The organism is Mesorhizobium sp. M0923 (genome assembly GCF_040319365.1).
Lineage (GTDB): Bacteria > Pseudomonadota > Alphaproteobacteria > Rhizobiales > Rhizobiaceae > Mesorhizobium.
Window position 1 is genome coordinate 83,780 of record NZ_JAMYNW010000002.1, and the last position, 25,108, is coordinate 108,887.

Here is a 25,108-nt window from a genome sequence, read left to right on the forward strand (position 1 = left end):
CGCCGACACCATAAAAACAAGGGGAACTGACATGCGCACAGCAATTGGAATGTTGTCGGCACTGGTAGCGCTCGTCGCCGCCAACGCCTTCGCAGCCGACGGCACCACCACGGGACCGAACGGGGAAAAGCCGACGCCGGCAAAGAGCGTCGTGCTCACACCAGCTGAGGAGCAGCAGATCAAGGACGGCAAATACACCGCCGCGCTGGTCTGGCATGAGATGAGCGAATACACCAACGCGGTGAACAGCGGCGCCCAGGACGAGTTGAAGCGGCTCGGCATCACGGTGGTCGCTCAGACCGACGCCGGCTTTGATGCAGCCCGGCAGAAATCCGACGTCGAGACAGTACTCGCCAAAAAGCCCTCGATTATACTGTCCCTACCGGTCGATCCCGCAAGTGCGGCCACCGTCTATGATCCTGCGCGCCAGGCCGGCGTGAAATTGGGATTCGTCGACAATTCGCCGGCAGGCTACGTTCACGACAAGGACTATGTGACCATCGTTTCGGACGACCTTTTCCAGATGGGCAATAAGGCCGGGATCGCAATGGCCGACGCGCTCGGCAAGCAGGGCAAGGTCGGCTACATCTTTCACGATGCCGATTTCTACGTCACCAACCAGCGCGATGGAGCATTCAAGCACACAATCGAGCAGGACTATCCGGACATGAAGATCGTGGCCGAGGCCGGAATGGCCGACCCCGCGCGCAGCGAGGAAATCGCGCAGGCGATGATCACACAGCACCCAGACCTCGATGGTATCTACGTCACCTGGGCTGAGCCGGCGCTTAGCGTGCTGTCCACATTGCGGGCGGCCGGCAACAGCCACACCAAGATCGTCACGCTCGACCTGAACGAACCGGCGGCACTGGACATGGTGAAAGGCGGCAACGTTGCGGCACTCATCGCAGACGAAGCCTATGACATCGGCGTGACGCTGGCACGCGCCACGGCCGCCTCGTTGATCGGCAAGAAGGCCGCGCCGTTCATGGTGGTCGATTCCCTCGCCGTCACCAAGGACACTGTCAAGGACGGGTGGAAGCGGTCCCTCAACAAGGACGTGCCCGCGACCATCGCGGCCGCCATGAAGTAGCGGCAGACAATGGCGCCCCGCCGGAGGAAGTGAGAATGTCGAGTATCAACACCAGCCCCGGCCGGGCAGCGAGCTTGGTCAGCCGCTTCAACCTGCAGCAATATGTCGTCTATCTCGGATTTCTGGCGATCTTTCTGTTCTTCGCGATCGTACTGAAGGACAGCGGTTTTCTGACGGTTCGCAACCTGTCGAACATCGTGCTGCAGACGGCACCCGTGACGATCATGGCGATCGGCCTTGTCTTTGTCATGTCGGCGGGCGAGATTGATCTTTCGATAGGTTCGATCGTTGCCGTGGCAGCTCTTGCTGCCGCGGTGGCGATAAACGCCTGCGGCTTGGTGGCCGGGGTGCTGGCTGGCCTCGGCGCCGGCCTGCTGATCGGCCTGCTCAACGGCGCCCTCGTGGCTTACGTCAAGTTGCCTTCATTCCTGGTAACGCTGGCGACGCTCGGGCTGTTTGCCGGCGTATCTCGCTCGATGACCGATTTGCGGTCGATCCCGGTCACCAACGACGCCTTCACCGGCTTCTTCGGCTCGGGTTCTTTGCTGGGTGTTCCGTCCTTGATCTGGTGGACGGTCATTGTCGTTGCGATCGCGCATCTCGTCTTTCGCGAGACGCGCTTCGGCGCCCATGTGCTGGCCACCGGCGACAACAGCCGTGCCGCCAGTGTTTCCGGCATCAGCGTGGCGCAGATAAGGCTGGCCGTTCTGACCATAAGCGGCGGGCTCGCCGGCCTTGCCGGGCTGCTCTATGCCGGCCGGCTGCAGGCCGCGAAATATACGCTCGGCGAAACCGACCTTATGACGGTGATAGCGGCCGTCATTGTCGGCGGAACCCTGCTCAACGGCGGCAAGGGATCGATTGTCGGCGCGCTGGTCGGCTCGCTGATGATGGGCATGCTGAACAACGGCCTCATCCTGATGGGCCTGTCCGTCTCCGATCAGATGATCGTGCGCGGATTGATCATTCTTGCGGCCGTCGCCGTATCGCTGCGCGAAAAGTCGCGTTGAAGGAGTTTTGTCATGTTCCTCGCTGTTCTGCGGCGCCGCAATCCGAGCTTTATAGAAAGCGCCATGCGCCTGCACCAGGAAGGAAAGCTGCCGGCTAATTCGTATGTGCTCGACCTCGATGCCGTCGAAAGCAACGCCCGGGTCCTGAAGCGCGAGGCCGACCGGTTTGGACTGAAGATTTTCGCCATGACCAAGCAGGTCGGCCGCGCCAGTTCGTTCTGCCATGCGCTCAAGCGCGGCGGCATCGATCAGGCCGTTGCCGTCGACATGGCCTGCGCGCGGGCAACGCACAGAGCCGGCCTGAGGCTCGGTCATCTTGGCCACCTGCAGCAGATCGCAAGGCACGAGGCCAATGCGGCGGCCAAAACGTTCAGGCCGGACTATTGGACCGTCTTCAACGACACCAAGGCTGAAGAAGCCGCTGCCAGCGCAAGGCTCGCCGGGTACACGCAAAACCTGCTTGCCCGCATCCGCGCCGATGGTGACGTTTTCTACCGCGGCCACGAAGGTGGTTTTGAGGCGGCCGATATCGCCGCGGTCGCCGAAAAACTGGATGGTCTCGACGGCGCACGATTCGCTGGCATCACCACCTTCCCGGCGCTGCTGTTCGACCAGACCACGCGAAAGGTCCTGCCGACACACAATCTGGCGACACTGGGCGGAGCTGCCGAAGCGCTCGCCAAGTCCGGCCGCAGCAACATAGAGGTGAACGCGCCCGGCACGACGTCGAGTGTCCTGCTTGGCGCGCTGGCCGAAGCCGGCGCCACGCAATGTGAACCGGGCAATGGCTTGGCCGGCACCACCGCGCTGCACGTCATGGAGGATCTGCCGGAGCTCCCTGCCGTTCTGTATTTGACCGAGGTGTCGCATTTGTCTGGCGGCAAAGCCTACTGCCTTGGTGGCGGCTTCTATATCGATCCGATCTTTCCGGACTATGAGGTGAAGGCAATCGTGTCCGCAGATCCCACCACGGCCGCCGCCGCGCTCAGAAGCGTCGAGGTGCCGCCGCCTGCGGCAATCGACTATTACGCAATGATTGACGCTAGCGGCGCCAATGCTCCACGCCCCGGCGACACGGCGGTGTTCGGCTTTCGCGGCCAGGCGTTCGTGACCCGCGCCTACGTGGTCGGCATCTCCGGTGTCTCAAAGGGGGCCCCCCAAGTCGAAACGATCGAAAACGGTTTTGGCGAAACCGCTGCCTGGCCCGTCTAGGAGCAAGCGATGAACGCGACCATGACCGGCACGGCCCCTGTTTTGCAGCTGCGCGACATCCGCAAGAATTTCGGCGGCCTGACCGCCATCGAAAATTTCTCGCTCGAGCTCTATCCCGGCGAAATAGTGGCGTTGGTCGGCGATAACGGTGCCGGCAAGTCGACGCTGGTCAAGATCGTGACGGGGGTGCATGCTCCGACATCCGGGACGATCATCATCGAGGGGCAGGCGGTGGCAATGTCAAGCGCCACCATGGCGCGCGCCCACGGCATTGAGGTGGTCTATCAGGACCTGGCGCTCGCCGATCAGCAGACCGTCTACATGAACATGTTTCTTGGCCGCGAGCCGGTGAACCGCTTCGGCCTGCTCGACCGACGCCGGATGATTGACGACACCGAAAAGCTGGTGAAGGATCTCGACGTTCGCATCCCATCGGCTCACGCCACCATCCGCGATCTCTCGGGCGGCCAGCGCCAGGGCGTGGCGATCGCCCGCGCCACGCACTGGGCAAGCAAGCTGATCCTGCTCGACGAGCCAACCGCCGCGCTCGGCGTTGCCGAAACCGCCAAGGTCGAGACGATCGTTCTGTCGCTGAAGCAGCGCAATATTGGCGTGCTGATCATCAGCCACAGTCTCGACCAGGTGTTCAGGCTCTCAGATCGGATCTGTGTTCTGCGACGTGGCAAACAGATCGGCGTGCGCAAGACCAGCGAGACCGACAAGAACGAGATCGTCGCCATGATCACCGGGCTTCAGCACTAGCCTGGTCGATAGAGGCGCGCCGTTCCAGATACTGCGTTACCCGAGCAGTGAGTGGCATCACTTCAGATCCACGATCAGGCCTCGGCCAGAGAATGTTGCCAGCATCAATCTAGAGCACGCAGGTAGCGAATGGGGCGACCGCCGGCAATCCGGTCGGCCGCTGTGGCTATGGAATTGGCGTCGATGCCGAAATGCCCGTAAAGATCGCCGATCGTGCCCGACTGGCCAAAATGCTCGACGCCGAGACTACGCGTGCGATGGCCGTAGACCGAGCCCAACCAGCCGAGCGCGGCCGGATGGCCGTCGGTGACGGCGACGATGGCGCAATGCGCCGGAAGGTCGGCAAATAACCTTTCGACATGGCTCCTGGCATGAACAACGCCGCGTTCGCGTGCCCGGCTCGCGGCAGTCCAGCCTGCGTTCAGCCGATCGGCCGAGGTCACCGCCAGGAGACCGACATCGCGACGGTCCTCCGCCATAATGCCGATAGCCTCGATGGCCTCCGGCGCAACCGCGCCGGTATAGGCAACAATTACTTCGGCATTAGGACCCGGATGCCGCAGCCAGTAGCCGCCGTCGATGATCTCCTGCTCGAGTACGGGCGTCACGCTACGCGTGATCTGCTCGACCGGGCGCGTCGAGAGCCGCAGATAGACCGAGCCGCCGGTCTCGTCGCGCAGCCAGGTGCGCTCCGACTGCACGGCGTCGCCGTCGCGCTGCATATAATCCAGGGCAAAGCGCATGATCACGCCCAACTCGTCGACGAAGGCCGGCTCGTAGGCGGCAAGCCCGTCTTGCGCTATGCCGATCAACGGTGTGGCGATCGACTGATGCGCCCCGCCTTCCGGCGCCAATGTGACCCCCGAAGGCGTCGCGACAAGGAGGAAGCGCGCGTCCTGGTAGCAGGCATAGTTGAGCGCATCGAGACCGCGCTGGATGAACGGATCGTAGAGTGTGCCGATCGGCAGCAGCCGTTTGCCGAAAACCGAATGCGACAGCCCAAGTGCCGACAGCAGGATGAACAGATTATTCTCGGCGATGCCGAGTTCGATGTGCTGGCCGGAGGTGCCGAATTCCCATTTCTGCGCCGAGGCGATGCGTTCGCTGCGGAAAGTGTCCGCGAGTGACTGACGCGCGAACAGGCCGCGCCGGTTGACCCAAGGGCCGAGATTGGTCGAAACCGTGACATCGGGTGATGCCGTGACGATCGCGTCGGCGAGCGGCCCGCCAGCTCGCGCAATCTCGTCCAGAATTCTGCCGAAGCCGACCTGCGTGGAGACGCTGCCTTTGGCTTCCGCGACGAGACGACCAGGGATCACGATGCGCTGGGCGTGCCGGCGCCGCTGGCCCTTTGCCGCGAACGGAACGGCATCGAGGAACCCTTGCAGCTCCAAATCCCCAACAGCCAATCCCTCGAAGGCGTCCCACTCCCGCCCGTCGCCGACCGACATCGAGGCGCGAAGGACCGCCATCTGATCCTTGGTCATCAGGCCGGCGTGGTTGTCCTTGTGGCCGGCGAGCGGCAGGCCGAAGCCCTTGATCGTGTATGCAATGAAGCAAGTCGGTCGATCGTTGCGGCGTGCCGTCCCGAAGGCCTCGATCAGGCCTGGCAGGTCGTGGCCGCCGAGATTGGTCATCAGCGCGGCGAGCTCGGCATCGGAGCGCCGCTCGAGAAGCGATACCAGGCCCAGCTTGTCTCCGATGTCGGCGATCAGGCGCTTGCGCCAGGCGGAGCCGCCCTGATAGGTCAGCGCCGAATAGAGCTGGTTCGGGCAGGCGTCGATCCAGGCCTTTAGCGCCTCGCCGCCCGGTTCGGTGAAGCAGGCTTCGAGCAGCGAGCCGTATTTCAGGATGACGACGTCCCAGCCGAAATTGCGGAAAATGTTCTCGAAGCGTTCCCAAAGGCCTTCGCGAACCACGGCATCGAGGCTCTGTCGGTTGTAGTCGACGATCCACCAGCAGTTGCGCAGGCCGTGTTTCCACCCCTCCAACAGCGCCTCGAAGATGTTTCCTTCGTCCATCTCGGCGTCGCCGATCAGCGCCACCATGCGGCCCTCGGGCATGCTTTCGTCGCGGGCGCTGAGATAATCCTGCACAAGAGAGGCAAACAGCGTCTGCGCGACACCGAGCCCAACGGAGCCGGTCGAGAAATCCACGTCGTCGACATCCTTGGTCCGCGACGGATAGCTTTGCGCGCCACCGAGGGCGCGAAACCGTTCGAGCTTCTCCCTCGTCTGGTTCCCAAGGAGATACTGGATAGCGTGGAATACCGGCGAGGCATGCGGCTTCACCGCAACGCGGTCGTGTGGCCTCAGCACCGAGAAATAGAGCGCGGTCATGATCGTCACCAGCGAGGCCGAGGATGCCTGGTGCCCGCCGACCTTTAGGCCGTCGGTGCTTTCGCGCAGATGATTGGCGTTGTGGATCATCCATGCCGACAGCCAGAGCACCTTTTTCTCCAGCGCCGAAAGTGCCTCCAGTTTTTGCTTGTCCATTCTGCAAGACTCCCGGTTGCGATCGCCGCAATCATAGGGCTGACCAAAAACCGATTGTCGCTAAACTTGCATGAGATTGGCAGCTGAGTTAGCTGTTTTCGCCAACATCGACGACAGGAGTGACGTTTCGTGCCAAAAAGCCGACTGGACGATATCGACCGGAAGATCATCGCCGCGCTGCAGGTCGATGGCAGGATGACGGCGCAGCAGCTTGCCGACCAGGTCGGCCTTTCGGCCTCGCCCTGCGCCCGCCGGGTCCGCCTGATGGAGGATATGGGCGTCATCACCGGTTACGCCGTGCTGATCGACCAGGATTTGGTCGGCCTGCCAATCTCGGTGTTCGCCTCAATCAAGCTGGAACGCCAGCGCGAGAACGAGCTGCAGCGGTTCAATGCGGCGATCGCGCGCTGGCCGGAGGTGGTCGATTGCTATCTGATGACCGGCCAGCGCGACTATCTGCTGCGTGTCGTGGTGCGCGACCTGCACGCCTATGAGCGCTTCCTGAACGAAAAGCTGACCCGGCTCGACGGCGTCGCCTCCATCGAATCCAGCTTCGCGCTTGCCCAGATCAAGCGATCGAACCGGCTGCCGGTAGAGGCATGACCTTTGCGCGTTGGCAGGTCATTCACTCAATTCCATGGTTGCCGCAAGTTCTGGGAGAGCATGATTTCAGCCGGTCGCGAGTGGCGCTGTGGAGCCTTGATCAAAGTTTTGGCCGATAGAGATGGCTGCGCCCCCGCGGATGGTGTCCGGTGAGGCGAGCTGTCCGATTGCACTTTCGGCCCAAAGCACAGGCTCCGTTATGCGGTAGAATTGTCGCGTCGCGCTCAAGGCTGATGGGCTGACATCAACCATCAGACCGATGATTGTCATATCATCATGTGCGAGCGAAGGCCCGAGCTGCTTCGGACTCCAGCCAATCGATGCGAGGCGGTCGAACCAGTACTCCTCGCACACGATTGTCAGATTGCTGATATGTCGCTGAATACAGAATTCCAAAATTCCGCAGTAGATTACGCCGGCTGCCTGGCAAGGTCGGCCGGGCTCACGAAGATTCCGCGCCACGAAGAACCTGGTCCATTCAAAGATATTGGATCGGCGCGGAACGCCACCGTCGGCGAGTTGCGGAAAGGTTTCGCTCATCAGATGTGGCCGAAGGCTCGGCACGAAACGGGATCCGGCAACAACGCCTCTTCCTGGCTGGATGCCGAGCAGATAAATCGCTTCTGGAGTATCGAACGAGTCTATCTCGCGACCGTCGGGGCGTCTCAACTCGTGCCATCCACGTTCATCGACATAGATTTCATGCCGCAGGCGAAAGTAGCTGTCGAGATCGCCTCGATAGGCAAAGCTGTTTGACGCGTCGACGACATGGACCTGAATCATTGCGGTTCCTCGAGATGGAACCCCATCCGACCACGCGACGATTGCCCAGGAAATACCCAGATATGGGGATGGATCAAAGTTCGATTTCGTGCCTGCGAAAAGCCTCGACGATCGCGTGCACAACGTTGGCGGTGCTGAGCTTCTGCTTGATGTTGCGCAGGTGGGTCGTCACAGTGTTTTCCGAGATGCCAAGTATTCGGGAAACCTCCCATGCGGTCTTTCCTCCCGCGACCCACTGCAGGATTTCACGTTCTCGTTGGGAAAGCTTTTGTCTCGGCCGCCTGCGCGAGTTGCCAACGAGTCGTTCGGCAGCCGAGTAGGCATGGCGCGCAAGGGCATGAATGGTACGGCGCACCGCCGGCGCCAAGTCAATTTCGCTTCCAGCAACCGTTACGCAGGCCGGATCGCCAAACGCACTCTGGATTGGGATGCAGATGCCGTCGCAAAGACCAAACTCTTTCGCTTCATCCATCACCCTCCTGGCATTGCTGTTCGTCAAGTCGTGATAGACATCCCTCCAAAGGAAGGGCCCGATCGCACCACGGCACAAAGCAGCGCAAGGGTCATGACGATAGTGTCCGGCAGCCATGTAGTGGTCGTACCATTCCTGCGGCCAACCGTTCACAAGGATGTGTTCATTCAGGGACCCGGTGTCCTGGCGTGGCAATTCGGTGACGAGACAGGCTGCGTAGCCGTGACGTTCGATGCTCTTGCGCAGTTGCCGAATGATTTCTGTGGCGCTGGTTGCACGATCAATCTGCGCGGTTGCTTCAAAAATTTGTATTAGCTCATTTTGCAAAACGCTCCCGTGAACCGCAGCCATTGCACGTCCTTTCAATGTACTGAGACAAAGAAACAATAAGAAACTTAGGTCCGACCGCAACCTGCGCCATGACGTTTGACTACTATAGTAGGTGGCACTAAAGGGCGCGTTCTGACTGCCTCGCCGCATGAGGCTGAGGTCTGTTTTTGCTCGCAATCTGAGGTTGCTGCGCCAAGGCACGGGCTTGTCGCAGGAGCAGCTCGCGGACCTTGCCGGCCTCGATCGCAACTATGTCGGCAAGCTCGAGCGGGAGGAAAACTCACCGACCGTCGATACGCTGGAGGTACTGGCGTTGGCATTGCAAGTTGACGTGGAGCAGCTCATCCGTCGAAATTCGCCATGATGCACTGGCCAGCAGGCCGCCGAGAGCATCAGGATTTTCCCTTGCGCCGCTCATGCGGCGCCACAGCACAATCGCCAGCTGGGGCCCGGGCGTTTTTGCCGGGGCGTTTCGTCAGCTCCTCGATGTCGACGCTCAATGCAGTGGCAAGCTTTGCGAGCGACAGGAGTGTGGGATTGCGACGGCCGGCCTCGAGACCACTCAGATAGGCGCGCGTGAATCCTGAACGGAACGACAGTTCCTCTTGAGAGAGGGCCTGTGCGCGCCGAATCCTCTGTACGTTGAGGCCGACAACCAACCGTAGGTCCATGACGGCATGGTCGTCGCTGCGCACACTTTAGGACGACACACTATAATGAACATTCGTCATTGACAGGCACGGCCTTTGCTGCTTTTCTCATCATATTAAGGAACGCCATTCCGAAATAAGGAACGTCAGTGACAGGAAATCTTTCGTTGGAACGTGGGCTTGCGGTTCTCAATGTCCTCAAGGAAGCGGACGAAGCTGTCGGAGTGCGCGAACTCGCCCGCCGGCTTGAGCAGAGTGCTCCCGCCGTGCAGCGAATTCTGAATACCCTGGCAGAGCAGGGCTATGTCGAGCAGTCGCCAGACTCGCGGCGCTACCGGCTGGGTCACTCCGTGCTGGCGCTGGCGCGGAAGGTCCTGGGCAGAGATCGCCTGGTTGGTTTGGCTGAAATCGAACTGCAGGCGCTGGCCGCCGAAGGGTGCTTCAACGCATTCCTCGGTATCAGGCGGGGCAGCTGCGGAATTTATCTCTTGACAGTGCAAAGCAAGAGTCCGGTCGTCATTCGTTCTTCACCTGGCGAGACCTTCCCCTTGCATTCCACCGCGTTGGGTAAGGCGCTCCTGATGGAGCTGAGCGGCGAGGCGGTCATTGGGATTCTTGGACGAGGTCCACTGGAGCAGGTTGCCGTACGCACAGTCACCGATCCGCACAAACTCGTTGCTCAAATCAGAGCGTCCGAGCCCATTGGTTACACAACATCCCTGGACGAGAACTTTACCGGGCTGATTGCGGTCGGCGCACCGCTTCGCGATGCATCAGGCACAATCATCGCGGCTATAAGTGCGGCCTACCCCCGGTCAGTGGGACCGCATGTGGAGATCGCTGAGATTGGAGAGGCAGTAATGGCGGCTGCGGCGCGCATTTCCACCGGCCTCGGCTTTCTGGAAGCAAAACAGGCTCGGGATTCCCATCATGCTGCTTAACGAAGCGCGCCTGAAACAATGCATGTCGGCAGTCGGGCTTGACGCAATTATAGCGACTGCCCCGGAAAACGTGACCTATATGAGCGGCTTCTGGGCTCTGCCGCAATGGATTCGTCGCGGCCCGCAGGCTTATGTGGTGTGGCCGGCTCCTGACAAGGGCACGCCTGAAATCATCGCAAGCTCCAGCACCCTCGACCTCGTTGCCGATCAGGAACTGTGGGTAAGCAAGGTTCGGCGCTATGGCGACTTTTACGCCAATGTCGGTTCCTCGACCACCGTGGACCTCGCCAATGAACGACACCTCCAGCTTCGAGACCTGCCGAGGCATGGCGATGCCATTGCGGCTTTGGTCGCCGCATTGGAAGAAGCCAAGCTCGGCCGTGGGCGGATCGGCATAGACGAGGCGGGGCTCGCGCCAGGATACCAGGAAACCCTCAGAGCCCATTTTCCCAATGCGTCGTTCCTACCAGCCACCGCATTGCTTCGCGAGGTTCGTGCCGTAAAGACGGCAGATGAAATCGAACGGCTCGGCCAAGTTGCCCAGATTGCCGAACGCTCCATTCAAGCAGCACTCGCAGTTGCTCGGGAAGGCGCCACCGAAGCAGACCTGGCGCGTGCTTTTCATGTCAAGACGGTTGAGGAAGGCGCCCTGCCCGTACTGGGATGCATCGGCTTTGGCGAGCGCAGCGCGCTCATGAACGTCCAGCCGTCGGACCGCAAGTTGCGCGCTGGAGAAATCATCCGCTTCGACGTCGGTGGCCGGTTTCGGCACTACCGCGCCGACATTGCCCGCATCGCCACGCTGGGCGAGCCGCCGCCGCAGGCGCATCGGCTTCAGCAGGCTCTGCTGCGCGGCGTTCAGCACGCCTGCGACATTATCCGGCCCGGCATGGCAGCAGCACAGCTCTTCGAGGCGGTGATGCGTGTTGTTCAGCGCGAAGGAATTGCCCACTACGAGCGCGATCACGTCGGCCATGGCATCGGCCTTGATGGTTATGATGCGCCGACGCTCTCGGCGCGCAGTACAGACGTCCTTGAAGAAGGCATGGTGCTGTGCGTGGAGACGCCCTACTACGAAATCGGCCGCTGGGGCCTCCAGGTGGAGGACATGGTTGTTGTTCGCCAGGGCGGAGTGGAGCGGCTGACGCAGACGCGCGATGCAATCACGCGGGTGCCGTCATGAACCGCGCGGCAGGTCTTTCCTGTATTCGATGCGGCGTCTTGTTCCGGATCGATACCAAAATCGACTCTCGCGGCTGCCCGATATGCTGTGCGGAAGCGCCAGCCAATCTTAGGGTCGTCTACGATCCATCAGGAGCTACATCGGCCGCTTCCGCAGCGGGTGCCGCGCTGCCCTCGCTCTGGCGCTACGCCGACATGCTCCCTTGTGCGCTCAGCGATGCAATCTCTCTGGGCGAGGGTCTGACGCCGTTGCTGAGCGCCGAGAGGCTGGGGAAGCAGCTCGATGTCCCCAAGTTGCTTATCAAGGACGAGGGCGCAAACCCCACCTGGTCCCACAAGGACCGCTTCTCGACCGTGGCGGTGTCGATAGCACGTTTGAGTGGCGCACGCGTCGTGGCGACGGCTTCGTCGGGCAACGCCGGGGCCTCACTTGCCGCCTATGCTGCTCGGGCAGGCTTGAAATGCGTCGTTGTCACATTCTCAGGCACTGCTGGCGCAATGTTGGCGCAGATCCGCAAATACGGCGCCAGCGTCGTATCCCTGGCCGACAAGTCCCATCGCTGGCCATTGCTGGCCGCTGGTACCGAGCGCCTCGGATGGTTTGCGACGTCGCCGTTTCACAGCCCCGTCGTCGGCAGTCATCCTGTTGGGATCGAGGGCTACAAGACCTTGGCTTACGAGATCGTCGAACAGATGCACGGAGCCGTGCCGGACTGGTGCGCCTTGCCTGTTTGCTATGGCGACGCGCTTGCCGGGCTCTGGGCGGGATTCAAGGATCTTCTTAGCCAAGGCAGGATCGATCGGTTGCCGAGACTCGTGGCGGCGGAAGTGCACGGATCCTTGGCCAAAGCGCTTGCCGGCAAGGCCGATCTGGTCGCCGAGGTTCCCGCGGGTTTCGACACGCTTGCCATCTCGATCGGCACCACACGAAGCACGTTTCAGGCGCTCAATGCGCTGCGTGAATCTGGCGGCATGGCAATGCCGGTCGGCAACTTCGGCCTGATAGACATGCAGCAGCAGCTTGCGGCCACCGAGGGAGTGTTTGCCGAGCTTGCCTCGGTGACGCCATTTGCGGCCATTGAATCCTTGAGACGGGAGGGCACGATCGCGCGCTCGGACAGCGTCGTTGCCATCGTGACAGCGAGCGGCCTCAAGGATTTGGATCGTTCGACCGGCCCGGACCACGCACCACAATCGTTTCGGTCAGTTGCCGACGCGTGGCAACATCTGGCCGGGGACTGTGACCATTTCACGCCCTCTCATGAACAACGCGCGGCGAAGATGTCCTGAAGAGAAGATAGAGACGATCATGAACAGATGCGACTTCTGATCGACTGATCTCGTCCATTACTGGGCGGTATTGCGACTTCCAAAAACTATCCACGAGAGGCAAATTCAACTCGCTTAGCGAGCGGAACCTCGATTCAAACATGAAAGGGGAATTTTCATGCTTTGCAAAACACTCATCGGCTGGCTCGCAGCCCTCGGTGTCGCAATGGCAACTCAGACGATGGCTGAGGAAACCCTCAGGGTCGGCGTCACGCCGACCGGGGTGCCGTTCACGTTTGTGGACACGGCAACCCGAAAGCCAACTGGCGCGATGGTCGATCTGGCAAGTGCGATTGCGGCGAACCTTGGTACGACCGCCGACTTCCAGGTAAACGCTTTTCCAGCCCTGATCCCGGCATTGACGACCGACAAGATCAATCTGATTTCCGCCAGCATGTTCATAACGGACAAACGAAAGCAGGTGATCGATTTCAGCACGCCGGTTTACGCCTATGGCGAGGCGATGTTTGTTGCTGCCGGCGACAGCAAGAACTACACGATCGAAGAGCTGAGAGGTGCGACCGTCGGGGCGCAGATCGGCTCGACCTACGCTGACGCTCTGGAAGCGCTCGGCGTCTTCGGTCAAGTCAAGCTCTACGACTCAATCGCTGACATGATGCGTGATGTGGTTCTGGGCCGCATCAAGGCCGGCTTCGGTGACGCCCCGATCGTCGCATATCAGCTTTCAAAGAACCCCGAACTGGGTGTTCGCCTCGTCGACGGCTATCGGCCGATGAAAAAAGGCGAAGTCGCGTTAGCGGTTGCCAAAGAAAATCCACTGCTTCTCGAAAAGGTGAATGCCTCCATCGCCAAGCTGAAGGAAAGCGGCGAATTAACCCGAATATTTGCCAAATATGGCCTCTGAAGCCATCCCGCAATGACCTCGAAACAAGCGCCGGCTGGCAGGGCCATAGGATTGCATCGGAATGACCGGCTGTGACGGCCGGGGTACGTGCCAAAAGGAAGCCGGCCATGACCAAGTTCATCGCGCACGCAACGGAATATCTACCGCTTCTTCTTCAAGGCGTTTGGCTGACCATCGTGATAACCCTTCTTGCGCTGTGTCTGGCGACGGCGCTCGGCCTTGTCTGGGCGCTGTTGAGGACATCGGGGATACGCTGTCTCGCCGTGCCGACGCGGCTCCTTGTCGACTTCGTGCGCGGCATACCACTGCTGGTGGTTCTCTTTTATATCTACTTTGTCGCGCCCGAGATCGGCATCAACCTGACTGCGCTCCAGGCTGGCACGATCGGGCTGGGCCTGGCTCACTCCTGCTATCTCGGGGAAACCTTCCGGGCGGGCATCGAGGCGGTCGATAAGGGTCAGGTCGAAGCGGCAAAATCGATCGGGATGAAGCGTCCGTTGATGATGCGCCGCGTCGTGCTGCCGCAGGCAGTCAAGATTATCCTGCCGCCTTACGCCAACAACATGATCATGCTGCTGAAGGACTCCTCGCTTGTGTCGGTGATTTCGGTTCAGGAGTTGACCATGCAGGGTAAGATGCTTGCGTCGTCCACATTCGACAACATGACAGTTTTTACCTTGGTGGCACTGCTTTACCTGTGCCTGACCGTTCCGCTGAACCTGTTTATGCGTAGAGTCGAGAGCTATCTTGGGGCGGCGGGATGATCACCTTCGACGATGTGCACAAGTCCTTCGGCGCCCATGAAGTCCTCAAGGGGATCAACGCCGAGATCGTCAAGGGACAGGTCGTATGTTTGATCGGGCCCTCGGGTTCCGGCAAATCGACGCTTCTACGATGTGTGAACGGGCTTGAGACCTATCAGCGCGGTCGCATCAGCATCGACGGCACCGTGGTGGATGCCGCCTCACCTCAGGTTCACGCCATCTGCACCCGTGTTTCCATGGTTTTCCAACGCTTCAACCTGTTTCCGCACCGCACAGCCCTGGAAAACGTCATGGAAGGCCCGCTCTACGTGCTGAAGGAAAATAGGAACCAGGTGCGCGAGCGGGCCGTGGCATTGCTCAATCGCGTCGGCTTGGCCGACAAGACGAATGCCTATCCCGCGTCATTGTCGGGCGGCCAGCAGCAGCGCGTGGCCATCGCCCGCGCCCTGGCGATGCGCCCACAGGCCATTCTTTTCGACGAGCCTACCTCCGCACTTGACCCCGAAACGGTCGGTGAGGTCCTGCAGGTCATGCGCGCGCTCGCAAACGAGAACATGACCATGCTCGTCGTTACGCACGAAATTCAGTTCGCGCGCGAGGTTTCCGACAGCGTCCTCTTTCTCGACGGCGGCAGGATCGTTGAGCAAGGCCCGGCCAAGGAGCTCCTTCGACATCCGAAACACGAACGCACTAAGGATTTTCTTCACCGGGTCATGCACCCTGTCTGACTCCGAGCCGATGTTGGTTTGTCGCCTAGCCTGAATTCGGACCTGTTACTGCGTAGGGGACAAGTCGTCCAGCCCTGCGAGGACGGCGTTTAAAGTTCTGCGGTTCCAAGGGAATCTCGTCCATGCCGTCTCTTCAGCCGGACGAATTTGCGTGAGAACAGTTGGTTCAAGAGGAATTGAGATTGGCCAATCCTTCAAACCGGCGAGCCAGTCGGGGTTGTAGACTGTGTCGGAATGACGATGCCCTTCATCTGGCATTATCACGACGGTGGAGGCTTCCGGATTTTGCCTGGCGAACCAAGCGCCGACCAAGGCTGCGGCGCCGCTGGTCGGACCCATGAAGAGCCCGTGATCGCGAAACAGCACATGCGCCATTGCGTAAGCCGGCAATGCGCCCACCCAATGAATATCGTCGATCATCTCATGACGAACATTGTCCGGCAAAACACTGTTGCCGAGTCCGCGCAGCATGCGGCGTCCGACAGGCTGGCCAAAGAGCATGCTTCTGTGGGTATCGACAGCAATCATCCTGAGATCAGGAAAGAGCTCACGAAGAAAGCCTCCGGTTCCACAGAGCGATCCCCCAGTGCCCACGCAGCCGACGAGGCAATCGATACGGCCGAATGAGCGGACTACGAGGTCGGCCAGGCGCGCGTAGGCAAGGCGGTTTTCCGGACTGTCGTATTGTCTAGGCCAATACGTGCCCGGGCTATCTTGCAGGGTCTGCTGAAGATACTGAAGCCGACCGCGCTGATTGCCGTCTCCTTGAGGATCGTCAATGGCCATGACTTTGGCACCAAGTTGTTCCAGTCGCCACCTGAGTTTCAGGTCGATGAGGCTGGAGGCCGTGACAAGTGTAAGCGCATAGCCACGAACCGCAGCTAGCATGGCAATTGCGAGGCCGAATGTGCCCGACGTCGTTTCGATGATACGCCCTTGCCGCCTGAGGCGCCCTGACGTTTCCGCCTGATCGACCATGAAGCGGGCGGGAATGAGCTTCATGAGGGAGAAGCAGGCGGCGTTGAGGTTAGGTGCGAGTTGGGCAAATCGCGGCGTCTCGTAGGCGCGCAAATAGTCTTGCGCCGCGCTCACTGGATTAGCCCCGTTTCGGCATTGAGGGCAAACGTATGGACACCTTGGAGGCCTGCGCCACTCACCTGCCTTGCGAGTTCAGCAGCGCGCATGGCCGCCCTGGGTGCAGTGGCATCGAGAAGGATCCCGATCAATGTGCCACTGTGGGCCACCTGCACACCGCACGCGTCATGCGCCCGCGCGATATCCAAAACGGTATTGAAGGATGCCTTCGGCAGGTGCCTCTGACTGATACTGGCGCTGATGGTTGCGACACGTCCAAGCAGGCGGGGATCTTGTTGCCGGACGGAGCGGTTCGCCAGTCCCCGCAGAACACGGAACAGCCCGATTTCCTCACCATCGTAGCGTGCCCGCGGCATACTTAGGGTATCGATCGGCCGGGCACTGCCGTCCCTGAAACCTACCAAGAGAAGGGGTGGGAACTCGCCACCGAAGTGTTCGATCGTACGGCCTTCCCGGTGGGCGAAGAGGAGGGGTTGGTCGCCGTAGGCAATGGCGTCGCTTGCGCCTTCTGCGGCCACCGCCAGTCGCGCAATCGTTGACTGGCGCAGCGTGAGGCACGCTGCAGCTGCCACCGCACGAATCGCCGCAATGACGTCCGCGGTCGAGGAACCGTAGCCATGCCCTATCAGAATAGGGCTTTCGATCGTAAGCTCTCCACCTCCATCAGCCATTCCGATATGCTTGAGCGTGAGGGCTGCCGCGCGAGCCGCTTTGGTCCGGTTTGCGGGCCGCGGTCGAATCCCTTTTTGTTCATGCGGCCAGAAAGTCGCTAGCGACTCTTGCGACGTGAGCGGCAAGGTTACGAGTCCGCGGCAAAGCCTTCCGTTTTCCCCTTCAAAGACGCCTTGGAGGAATTCCCCATGATGGGCGTGCGCTCGTCCGACTCCTACCGCCAGAGGCAGCCTGATAGTCTCGTTGTTGATGTTGTTCGAGCTTGTCCGATGGCCAGATCTCGTCATCTCCGTCTTTGTCACCACGTCACCTCCTCACCTGGAATTGACAGATGATGCGTATGACTGATCCATGCTGTCACTCGCCAAATCTTGGTAGTGCCACTGGCAAGCGCATCATGCAAAGATACGGATAAGATCGCCCCACCAGTTTGGGCGTCCAATACTGGACTAGACACAGCAGCACTCGCCGAGCGCGGTTGGCCATGCGGACAACTGTTTCCGAAACGAGTGCGTCATGCACGGTGTTTTCATTATTGCTCTTGTAAGGAGAATTGGACTGCTCACCCTGTCAATACTGAGATTTGGCGATAGCCCGCAGCGGCCAAAAACGCTCAAACGCGTTTTGTCGCCAACTTGACTTTGGGCAGAGATGCGGAGCTCCATCCAACTCGCGACCCTCAATTATGCGCTTGTGGTCGCGGAGGAGGGCAGCTTTCTTCGCGCCTCGCAACGCGCAGGGATCGATCACTCCGCGCTCAGCCGGCGCATACGCGATCTCGAATATGCGATGGGAACGAGGATATTTCATCGCCATGCTCGCGGCGTCGGCCCAACCCCGGCAGGCGAGCGCTTCCTGGAGCGTCTGCGCTCCGTTCTGCTCGAGCTTGACAATACTCTCACCCTGGCCAGGACCGGCATCAAAGATGAACACCAAAAGCTTTCCATCGGCTCCAACGGGATCATCCTTGCCGGGCGAGCGTTGGATGCAATCATCGAGTTCGGGCAATCTCATCCCAATGTGACCGTCAGCTTGACAGAGAGTCCTTACCCTTCGCCTGAGGCTACACTGGGTGCCACGCAGGTCGACGTCGTCGTGACCTCCTCGTCCCGATTTAGCGGCGGCGCATTCGAACTGACGCTATGGAAAGACACTTTGGCTATCGTTCTTGCCTCAAATCATCCTCTGGCAACCCGTTCCGTGATCGAGTGGCACGAGTTGCACCAGGAGACATTGCTGGTGCGCCAGGGCGAAGCATTTCTGCTCGCCGACGTTGTTGGACGCGGCGTGCAGCTTCCTCCAATCGTCGAACATCACGTCAGTGCGGGCATCCTTTTGCGCCTTGTCGGAAACGGGCTTGGAGTCGCCTTGATCCACGATCAAGATGCCGACAGAGTTCCTCAGGATGCGGTCTGTCGTAAGCTGCGGATCGGGGGCAAACCAATCCAGATCTCCAGTTTAGCCCGTTGGCGTCCCGACAACGCCAATCCTGCCCTGCCGACCTTCATCTCATTCCTGCGCGATCGGTATTCGTCCTGACAGTCATCCGACCGGCATGACCCGAACAGTCACCCGGTTTCAGAGTGCGTTGGGGCCTAGCAACGCTCTGTCTGTTGTCATGAACCGTGTCAGCATCGGTTTGAGCGGTTCGGGGCCAATCTAACCAAGGCGTCCGCGCTTTAAGCCACTTCCCCTTCCGCCCGTCTCGCGCCGCCGGGCCGCGGTTCTTCCTTGCAAAACTGGAACCATACTTGCAAGGATGATTGAACCCCGCATCAGCACAGAACTCACCGAGATGCTGGATAGCATGCCGGCTGTGGCGCTGCTCGGGCCGCGTCAGGTCGGCAAGACAACCCTGGCGCTGGAGATAGCCGAACGGCGTCCTTCGATCTATCTCGACCTCGAATCGGACGCTGACCGCGCTCGGCTTGCCGAGCCGGAGCTTTACCTGGCCGAGCATCAGGACAAGCTGGTTATCCTGGACGAGGTCCACCGGCTACCGAACCTGTTCCAGAGCCTACGCGGGCTGATCGACCGCGGTAGGCATGGCGGTCGCAAAGCCGGCCGGTTCCTGCTCTTAGGTTCGGCGTCGATCGATCTTATGAGGCAGTCAGGCGAGACCCTTGCCGGCCGCATTGCCTATCTCGAAATGCATCCGATCGATGGCCTCGAGGTCGGCGTCGCCCACCTTGGGCCGCTATGGGTACGCGGCGGCTTCCCCGACAGCTTTCTGGCCGCGAGTGACCGCGCCAGCCAGCGATGGCGGCTGGATTTCATCCGCACTTATCTGGAACGCGACATCCCCCTCCTCGGTCCGCGCATTCCGGCCGAGACGCTGCGCCGCTTCTGGACTATGCTGGCGCACCACCAAGCCGGCCTGCTCAACGCTGCCGAGTTCGCCCGCGCACTCGGCGTCGACGCCAAGACAGCCGCGTCCTATCTCGCCCTACTCGTTGATCTCCTGCTGGTTCGCCGGCTGGAACCTTGGCATGTCAATGTCGGCAAGCGCTTGGTGAAATCCCCGCGCGTCTATGTCCGCGACAGCGGAATCACCCATGCACTGCTTGGTCTCGCCACGCAGGAAGACGTGCTTGGGCACCCAGTGGCCGGCGCCTCCTGGGAAGGCTTTGTGATCGAAACCCTGACCGCCGCCGCCCCCGCCGGCACGCTGAGCAATTTCTATCGAACAACCGCAGGCGCGGAGATCGACCTGCTACTCACGTTGCCGGGCCAACGCCTCTGGGCCATGTCAAGCGCAGCCTGACGCCGAAGGTGGAAAAGGGTTTTCATCAGGCCTGCGAGGATCTTGCTCTGGCACGGCGCATCGTCGTCTTTCCCGGGATCGGAGCGTTTTCCGCTCCGGCATGGCGTCGAAGCGATGCCCCTGCAGGACCTAGGCCAGGCGCTGCTTGGCGAAGCATAATAAAATGGCTTTGGTATTCATCCCGTCAGAGCGGAGGCTCAAAAGACCCCACTCGTCCCAGGCTCGAGGCGATGGTGAGGTCGACGGTTCGTTTGTTTGGTCTGAGATGAGGCCACCTACAGGTCCGTCAGCCCTGCTGTCCTTCGTGTTCGTCTGCCGGTTTCATAGGGTGCGACCTTGATCGCTGGCGGACCGCAATGCTGATCTTGAGCAGATGCGGGGTGGCTCTCAGTGCGGACAACCGTCAGGCCGAGCAGACAACAGGCCGATCGCTGCCGTTGATTACCCTGACTTCGTGTTGGAACGCATTCGGCCGAATGCCCTGTCCGTTGCCATGAACCGTGCCAGCATCGGTGCGATCAGCTTTGCCGGATCTGCGATTGTCTGGCCGCTTTCACGGCCAAGCACATCGGCATAAGCGACAAGGTCGCGATGAACGGCGGCAGGCAGTTCGGCCGTGATCTTGACCGGACGGTCATCGGGAATGGCGGAAAGTTTCAGCTTGGTCATGATGGATCCTTCGGCGTGCGGTGAGGTATAAGAACAAGGTCGCGATTGACAATCACGCGAACCGGAAAACCGGGCCGCACGGTGAGCGTAGGCTGGACATTGAGCTGATTGCGTACGAGCTGCTGGCCAATATTGGCGGCCGAATCCTGCGCGCTTTCGCGGATGGCCTTGGCGATTTCGCTTTCGTCGTCGCTGGACCCAAGCGATGTCCCAATGCCCAGCAATGTCGAGAGTGCTGCGGCCCGGAACATCTGGCCCCAATGACGGTCGACCTCGTCCTCCAGCCCGGAAAATCCTTCAGCGTCTGCGCCCTGCTGGCGCTCCAGCACGATCGAGGTGCCGTCAGGCATGATCAGCCGGTTCCAGACCAGCAGCACGCGCGACTGGCCGAAGGCGACGTGGCTGTCGTACTGGCCGATCAGCCTCGCACCCTGGGGGATCAGAAGATTGGATCCTGTCGGGCTGTCGTAGACATTTTCCGTGACCTGAGCGGTGATCTCGCCGGGCAGGTCGGAGCGGATGCCGGTGATAAGGGCAGCCGGTATAACGGTACCAGCTTGCACCACATAGGGCGAGGCTTTCTCGGCGAGCCGATTGGGACTGACGGTGCGACGTTCTGGCTCGGCATTGACGAAGGCGAGCTTGCGGTCCTGCATGTTTTGCGCGGCACCAGGCTCGAGCGATGGCTCCTCTATCGGCAATATCGGGCCGGACAACGCGTTTGCGACGGTATTTCCCGCACCAGCACCTTGTGTCACCGGACTTGGCCGCACATTGGTATCGGTGAAAAGTTTTGCCACTCGTGCGGCCTCGATCTCGGCCAGTCGGCGTTGTTCTTCCGGATCGGCGCGCGGCGCACTGATGTTGGACGGCACAACCGGCTGGCCGCGCTCCTGGGCACGCAAGATCGGCCGGCCGAGGTCGCCAGGCAGCGCGGGGCCGAGTTGCGGAACGCCAGCATAATCCTTAGGCAGGTTCTGCAGCCCGTCGGCTGTCGTGCGGTTTTCGGTGGTGAAGAGCTCGGGCGGTTGCTCGATCCCGCGCCGTCTGGTGTCGAGCGCCCAAATCAACGTGCCGAGGATCGCAGCGCTGGCAATTCCACCAACGCCTAACAGCGTCTTGCGCGACAATCGCGTGACCCTGGCCGGCTCGGGCCGCAGGCGCAGTTCCGCTCGAATGTCCTGGTTGGGCACATTTGCAGGGTCGCTCATCGGAACAGCCTGGTGCTGGGCGAGGTTCGTTTCCCGTCCGTGCGTACGATGCGGACGCGCTTCTCGCTCGTCTTGTCGCCGAGCCTCAATTCAGCGGCGGCAAACAGCCGATCGACGACGTAGTAATTCTGGCGAGCACGGTAGTTGACCAGTTCCGAGCCGCCCGATGGGCCGATGACAAAGAGCGGCGGCATTTCGCCCTGCCCTATGCCTGACGGGAACTCGATATAGACTTTTGCACCGTCGTCGAAGGCGCGAAGCGGCCGCCAGGGTGCTGTGTCGCCCTCGATGCGATAGCGGAAATTCAGCTTCTGAATGTCGACGCCGGACGCGACCGGCTGTGCGGCGGAAGCCTGCGCATTCTGCCGCCGCAGCGCAATCAGCTGGTCCTGCGGGTACTGCCAGGAGACGGAAGCCATGTAGGTCTTTTCGGTCGAGCGCAGCTCGAGATGATAGGTGCGGCGGTCGCTGTTGATGACGAGATTGGTCTGGAGATCTGGCCGTGTCGGCTTCACAAGAATATGGACCTGCTGGCGCTCCCCTGCCCCACTTTGTGTATCGCCGATGATCCAGCGCACCGTGTCGCCGGCGGCCACAGGCCCGGAGCCGACAAGCTGCTCCCCGGGCTGCAAGGCGATGTCTGTGACCTGGCCGGGCGCGGCATAGATCTGGTAGAGCGCGCCCTCACTCCAGGGATAAAGCTGGATGGCATTGACGAACCCGTCGCGAACCGGCTGCATCCTTGCTGCCTCGTTCGCCTGGCTGATCCGCTGCTTCGGATCGGTCGGTTCCGGCTTCACCTTCATGGCCTCGACCGGTTTCAACTGACCTGGCAGCGGAAGCGGTTTCGGCACTTCCACCACCTTCACCGGACCAGGCGGGTCGACCTTGCGCACGGCAGCCACCGCATCGTCATAGGCGATTTCCGGCGGAATATATTTCTTCGAAGCACAGCCGGCGAGCGCCGTTGCTGACAGCAGTGCCAGGACAAGCATACGCGCCTTGGGCGCATTGCGCGTGGCCGGTCTCGCCGATGTTCTTGTTCGTGCCGCACGCATCATGAAAGCTCCTTCGACCAGTTGATGGCGTTGACATAGACGCCGAGCGGATTGGCTTTGAGCCGGTCGGCGTCGCGGGGTTGTTGAATCACGATGGTGAGGATTGCGGTCCAGCGCTCGGTGCCGGCCAGATTGCCATTCTCGTAGCGGCGCTCGATCCAGGCGACGCGGAACGAATCCGGCGAAGCACGGATGACGCTGGAAACCTCGATGGCGACCTGGAGTTTGCCCACTTTGGCAAAAGGGTCGTTCAAGCGAGCGTAATCATTGAGGGAAATGGCGCCGCGGTCTGTGGTGTAATCGTAGGCGCGAAGCCAGTTTTGGCGGACGATGACCGGGTCGGCCGGAATGCTTCTGACCTGTTCGATGAGGCGGGCCAGATGCCAGGCGATCTGAGGATCGGTCGGCCGATAGTCGGCAACGGCCGGGGCGACAATCTGCGCCTCGCCAAACTTGTCGACCTGAACCACCCATGGAACCACCGAGCCGCGCGTCGACTGCCAGACCAATGCGGATGCAAAAGCGCCGGCCAGGACGAGCGAGCCGAAGGCCATCAGCCGCCAGTTTTTCGCCTGGGCGCGAGCTGAGCCGATGCGTTCGTCCCAAATCTGGGCGGCACGCTGATATGGCGTCTCGGGATGAGGCGTTTTTCCGTAACGAACAAAAGGGCGTTTAAAGGGGGTCATCGGCGGTCGTCCTGATCGAGGGAAACATTCATCGAACCGCCGCCATGATCGCTGGAGTGGACTGAATGCGCGGCGATGCTGGCGCCGTGGCTCATGGCCTGGCCGCGCTTCATGCGTTTTGCCCAGGTTGGCGGCGAGTCCGCACTGGAGTCGGCGGTGTCACCCGAGGAAGCTCTTCCCACTGACTGTTCTCCATTCGTCGCAGCCCAAGCTGCCAAACGGCCGGCCTCGTAGCTGTCGGACAGGGCTGACGCGGCGCGCGACATTGACTGCTTGACGGGTTGAACGGCAGCGCTGGCACCAGCCTTGGCGACACCCGCCATGCCGGCGGCGATTGAGCCAGCACCACTTCTTCCGGATGTGGCTGCGCCAAGTTCCCAGGCGGCCGAAGTGCTGCCGGCCAGGTGTGCGCCGCCGCGTGCGGCTGCTGCCGATATGCGTCCACCGGCATTGAGTGCGCCTGCAGCACCGCCTATTGCGGCGCGGGCACCCATAGCGCTGGCAAGGCCAAGGCCGCCAGCCGCGAGGCTCGTGCCAACAGCGGCACCTGCGCCCAGTTGCGGGGCACCAGAGACCAGCCCCGTCGCAATGCCGGGACCGAAGATCGACAGCCCCATCAGCGACAGAGCACCCAGGACAAGCGACAGCGCATCTGTGATCGTGGGTTGTTCGGCGCCAAAGCCGTGGGTGAACTCGCCGAACAGGCCCGAGCCGATGCCGACGATGACGGCAAGCACTAGGATCTTCACGCCGGAGGCGACAATGTTGCCGAGCACCTTTTCAGCGAGGAAGGCGGTCCGGTTGAACAGCGCGAAGGGGATCAGCACGAAGCCGGCAAGCGTTGTCAGCTTGAATTCGACCAGCGTGACGAAAATCTGGACGGCCAGAAGAAAGAACGCAATCAGTACGATGGCCCAGGCGATCATAAGCACTACGATCTGGACGAAATTCTCGAAGAAAGAGACGTAGCCCATCAGCTGGCTGGCGGCCTCGAGGATCGGATTGCCGGCGTCGATGCCGACTTGCGCGACGCGGCCCGGCTGCAGCAATGCCGAGCCTGAAAGTGCCGAGCCTCCAGCCTTCAGGCCGAGCCCGGAAAAACTCTCGAAGACGATGCCGGCCAGACGGTTGAAGTTGCCGATGATGAAGGCGAAGAAGCCGATATAGAGCGTCTTCTTCACCAGCCGGTGCAGCACGTCCTCGTCAGCGCCCCAGGCCCAGAACAGGCCGGCAATCGTGATGTCGATGACGATCAGCGTGGAGGTCAGGAATGCCACCTCGCCGCCGAGCAGCCCAAACCCGGAATCGATGTAGCGAGTGAAAGTTTCGAGGAAGCGATCGATCACGCCGGTGTCGTTCATGGCGCCACCGTTTCCGGATGATGCCGGTCTTCCGCGAGAGGTGGTGTTGGCGGTTGGAGCGGCAACATTCGGCTCGGGTCTTTTTCGATCGACGGAGCCGCATTTGGCGCTACGGGACGAGATGGCCGCAGGAAGCGTCGGCGGTTTTCCGCCCAGGCTTTCCTGCAGGCGTCGTCATCAATCGCCGCCATGCCAATGTCCCGGCATCGGGCAAGTTCGACGCTTGCCGGCTCGCCGCCCGGATGTGCGGAGCGCGGGGAGGACGCGTCCTGTGAGCCGTCGCCGCGCAGCGCCATGAAGGCGGCGGTCATGGCGGCGCCAAGGGCGAGAACGGCTGTCATCCGAGCGGCGATCTTGAGATCCATGCGTCTTC

Annotated in this window: 26 protein-coding genes; 14 read left to right on the forward strand and 12 right to left on the reverse strand. The window is 61.1% G+C overall.

All coding sequences use genetic code 11. The annotated features are described in order from the left end of the window. Positions 1–31: 31 nt before the first annotated feature. From NKH89_RS04135 to NKH89_RS04150, 4 genes are read left to right on the forward strand one after another with little or no spacing between them, the layout of a single operon-like run. Positions 32–1,093, forward strand: coding sequence for a substrate-binding domain-containing protein (locus NKH89_RS04135; protein ID WP_031193416.1), 1,062 nt, complete (start codon positions 32–34; stop codon positions 1,091–1,093). A gap of 35 nt (positions 1,094–1,128) precedes the next feature. Then, positions 1,129–2,103, forward strand: a complete 975-nt coding sequence (locus NKH89_RS04140; RefSeq protein WP_023717074.1) for an ABC transporter permease — start codon at positions 1,129–1,131, stop codon at positions 2,101–2,103. Positions 2,104–2,115: 12 nt separating this feature from the next. Beyond that, positions 2,116–3,315 (forward strand): alanine racemase, encoded by a 1,200-nt coding sequence (locus tag NKH89_RS04145; RefSeq protein WP_352494326.1) that lies wholly within the window; start codon positions 2,116–2,118, stop codon positions 3,313–3,315. Positions 3,316–3,324: 9 nt separating this feature from the next. Further along, complete coding sequence (locus tag NKH89_RS04150) at positions 3,325–4,077, forward strand: ATP-binding cassette domain-containing protein (RefSeq protein WP_036244138.1); 753 nt, start codon at positions 3,325–3,327, stop codon at positions 4,075–4,077. A 104-nt stretch (positions 4,078–4,181) separates the two neighbouring features. On the opposite strand, the gene NKH89_RS04155 is transcribed toward NKH89_RS04150, so the two are convergent. After that, entirely contained in the window at positions 4,182–6,572 is a 2,391-nt protein-coding gene (locus NKH89_RS04155) for a thiamine pyrophosphate-binding protein (RefSeq protein WP_352908440.1), read from the reverse strand. 129 nt (positions 6,573–6,701) lie between these two features. Between NKH89_RS04155 and NKH89_RS04160 the strand changes: the two genes are divergently transcribed. Continuing rightward, positions 6,702–7,175, forward strand: coding sequence for an Lrp/AsnC family transcriptional regulator (locus tag NKH89_RS04160; protein WP_352515862.1), 474 nt, complete (start codon positions 6,702–6,704; stop codon positions 7,173–7,175). Between the two features lie 66 nt (positions 7,176–7,241). Here the strand turns inward: NKH89_RS04160 and NKH89_RS04165 are convergent, their stop codons facing one another. Next, positions 7,242–7,958, reverse strand: a complete 717-nt coding sequence (locus NKH89_RS04165; protein WP_352589186.1) for an acyl-homoserine-lactone synthase — start codon at positions 7,956–7,958, stop codon at positions 7,242–7,244. Between the two features lie 73 nt (positions 7,959–8,031). Further along, positions 8,032–8,781 carry an autoinducer binding domain-containing protein gene (locus NKH89_RS04170; RefSeq protein WP_352515860.1) on the reverse strand — a complete coding sequence of 250 codons (750 nt, stop codon included), beginning with the start codon at positions 8,779–8,781 and terminating at the stop codon, positions 8,032–8,034. A gap of 127 nt (positions 8,782–8,908) precedes the next feature. Between NKH89_RS04170 and NKH89_RS04175 the strand changes: the two genes are divergently transcribed. Further along, complete coding sequence (locus tag NKH89_RS04175; protein ID WP_023679380.1) at positions 8,909–9,124, forward strand: helix-turn-helix domain-containing protein; 216 nt, start codon at positions 8,909–8,911, stop codon at positions 9,122–9,124. 28 nt (positions 9,125–9,152) lie between these two features. Here the strand turns inward: NKH89_RS04175 and NKH89_RS04180 are convergent, their stop codons facing one another. Then, positions 9,153–9,419: a helix-turn-helix domain-containing protein gene (locus NKH89_RS04180; protein ID WP_352908441.1), complete on the reverse strand. Its 267-nt coding sequence runs from the start codon at positions 9,417–9,419 to the stop codon at positions 9,153–9,155. Positions 9,420–9,577: 158 nt separating this feature from the next. Between NKH89_RS04180 and NKH89_RS04185 the strand changes: the two genes are divergently transcribed. The 6 genes from NKH89_RS04185 (at position 9,578) to NKH89_RS04210 (ending at position 15,219) form a co-directional block, all read left to right on the forward strand. Next, the gene (locus NKH89_RS04185) at positions 9,578–10,351 is read left to right on the forward strand and encodes an IclR family transcriptional regulator (protein ID WP_352846215.1); all 774 of its coding nucleotides are present in this window, start codon (positions 9,578–9,580) and stop codon (positions 10,349–10,351) included. Next, positions 10,341–11,534, forward strand: a complete 1,194-nt coding sequence (locus NKH89_RS04190) for a M24 family metallopeptidase (protein ID WP_352515857.1) — start codon at positions 10,341–10,343, stop codon at positions 11,532–11,534. The genes NKH89_RS04185 and NKH89_RS04190 overlap by 11 nt, the downstream gene beginning before the upstream one ends. Beyond that, positions 11,531–12,823, forward strand: a complete 1,293-nt coding sequence (locus NKH89_RS04195; RefSeq protein ID WP_352589177.1) for a threonine synthase — start codon at positions 11,531–11,533, stop codon at positions 12,821–12,823. Before NKH89_RS04190 ends, NKH89_RS04195 begins: the two co-directional genes overlap by 4 nt. Positions 12,824–12,980: 157 nt before the next feature. Further along, on the forward strand, positions 12,981–13,727 hold the full coding sequence (locus tag NKH89_RS04200) for a substrate-binding periplasmic protein (RefSeq protein WP_352589174.1): 747 nt from the start codon (positions 12,981–12,983) through the stop codon (positions 13,725–13,727). Positions 13,728–13,834: 107 nt separating this feature from the next. After that, positions 13,835–14,491, forward strand: a complete 657-nt coding sequence (locus NKH89_RS04205; RefSeq protein WP_352589171.1) for an amino acid ABC transporter permease — start codon at positions 13,835–13,837, stop codon at positions 14,489–14,491. Beyond that, the gene (locus NKH89_RS04210) at positions 14,488–15,219 is read left to right on the forward strand and encodes an amino acid ABC transporter ATP-binding protein (RefSeq protein ID WP_352589168.1); all 732 of its coding nucleotides are present in this window, start codon (positions 14,488–14,490) and stop codon (positions 15,217–15,219) included. Before NKH89_RS04205 ends, NKH89_RS04210 begins: the two co-directional genes overlap by 4 nt. 45 nt (positions 15,220–15,264) lie before the next feature. Here NKH89_RS04210 and NKH89_RS04215 read toward each other — a convergent pair whose 3' ends face one another. After that, on the reverse strand, positions 15,265–16,311 hold the full coding sequence (locus NKH89_RS04215; RefSeq protein ID WP_352908442.1) for a pyridoxal-phosphate dependent enzyme: 1,047 nt from the start codon (positions 16,309–16,311) through the stop codon (positions 15,265–15,267). Then, on the reverse strand, positions 16,308–16,985 hold the full coding sequence (locus NKH89_RS04220) for a GHMP family kinase ATP-binding protein (protein WP_352846209.1): 678 nt from the start codon (positions 16,983–16,985) through the stop codon (positions 16,308–16,310). Before NKH89_RS04220 ends, NKH89_RS04215 begins: the two co-directional genes overlap by 4 nt. 652 nt (positions 16,986–17,637) lie before the next feature. On the opposite strand from NKH89_RS04220, the gene NKH89_RS04225 reads away from it, so the two are divergent. Together NKH89_RS04225 and NKH89_RS04230 are read left to right on the forward strand one after the other, a co-directional pair. After that, positions 17,638–18,525, forward strand: coding sequence for a LysR family transcriptional regulator (locus tag NKH89_RS04225; protein ID WP_352589162.1), 888 nt, complete (start codon positions 17,638–17,640; stop codon positions 18,523–18,525). A 220-nt stretch (positions 18,526–18,745) separates the two neighbouring features. After that, positions 18,746–19,750: an ATP-binding protein gene (locus tag NKH89_RS04230; RefSeq protein WP_502896868.1), complete on the forward strand. Its 1,005-nt coding sequence runs from the start codon at positions 18,746–18,748 to the stop codon at positions 19,748–19,750. A 441-nt stretch (positions 19,751–20,191) separates the two neighbouring features. Here NKH89_RS04230 and NKH89_RS04235 read toward each other — a convergent pair whose 3' ends face one another. The 6 genes from NKH89_RS04235 to trbK-alt all read right to left on the reverse strand — a co-directional run bounded on the left by NKH89_RS04235 (position 20,192) and on the right by trbK-alt (position 25,100). Further along, positions 20,192–20,419, reverse strand: coding sequence for a DUF2274 domain-containing protein (locus NKH89_RS04235; RefSeq protein WP_352589159.1), 228 nt, complete (start codon positions 20,417–20,419; stop codon positions 20,192–20,194). After that, positions 20,416–21,630 carry a TraB/TrbI/VirB10 family type IV secretion system protein gene (locus tag NKH89_RS04240; protein ID WP_352589156.1) on the reverse strand — a complete coding sequence of 405 codons (1,215 nt, stop codon included), beginning with the start codon at positions 21,628–21,630 and terminating at the stop codon, positions 20,416–20,418. The genes NKH89_RS04235 and NKH89_RS04240 overlap by 4 nt, the downstream gene beginning before the upstream one ends. Beyond that, a complete protein-coding gene (gene trbG, locus NKH89_RS04245) occupies positions 21,627–22,625 on the reverse strand; it encodes a P-type conjugative transfer protein TrbG (RefSeq protein WP_352846351.1) in 999 nt (332 codons plus the stop codon). Before trbG ends, NKH89_RS04240 begins: the two co-directional genes overlap by 4 nt. Before the next feature lie 62 nt (positions 22,626–22,687). Next, on the reverse strand, positions 22,688–23,374 hold the full coding sequence (trbF, locus tag NKH89_RS04250; protein ID WP_352846204.1) for a conjugal transfer protein TrbF: 687 nt from the start codon (positions 23,372–23,374) through the stop codon (positions 22,688–22,690). Continuing rightward, positions 23,371–24,735 (reverse strand): P-type conjugative transfer protein TrbL, encoded by a 1,365-nt coding sequence (gene trbL / locus NKH89_RS04255; RefSeq protein ID WP_352846201.1) that lies wholly within the window; start codon positions 24,733–24,735, stop codon positions 23,371–23,373. The genes trbF and trbL overlap by 4 nt, the downstream gene beginning before the upstream one ends. Then, positions 24,732–25,100, reverse strand: coding sequence for a putative entry exclusion protein TrbK-alt (trbK-alt, locus tag NKH89_RS04260; protein WP_352589147.1), 369 nt, complete (start codon positions 25,098–25,100; stop codon positions 24,732–24,734). Before trbK-alt ends, trbL begins: the two co-directional genes overlap by 4 nt. Between the last annotated feature and the right edge of the window lie 8 nt (positions 25,101–25,108).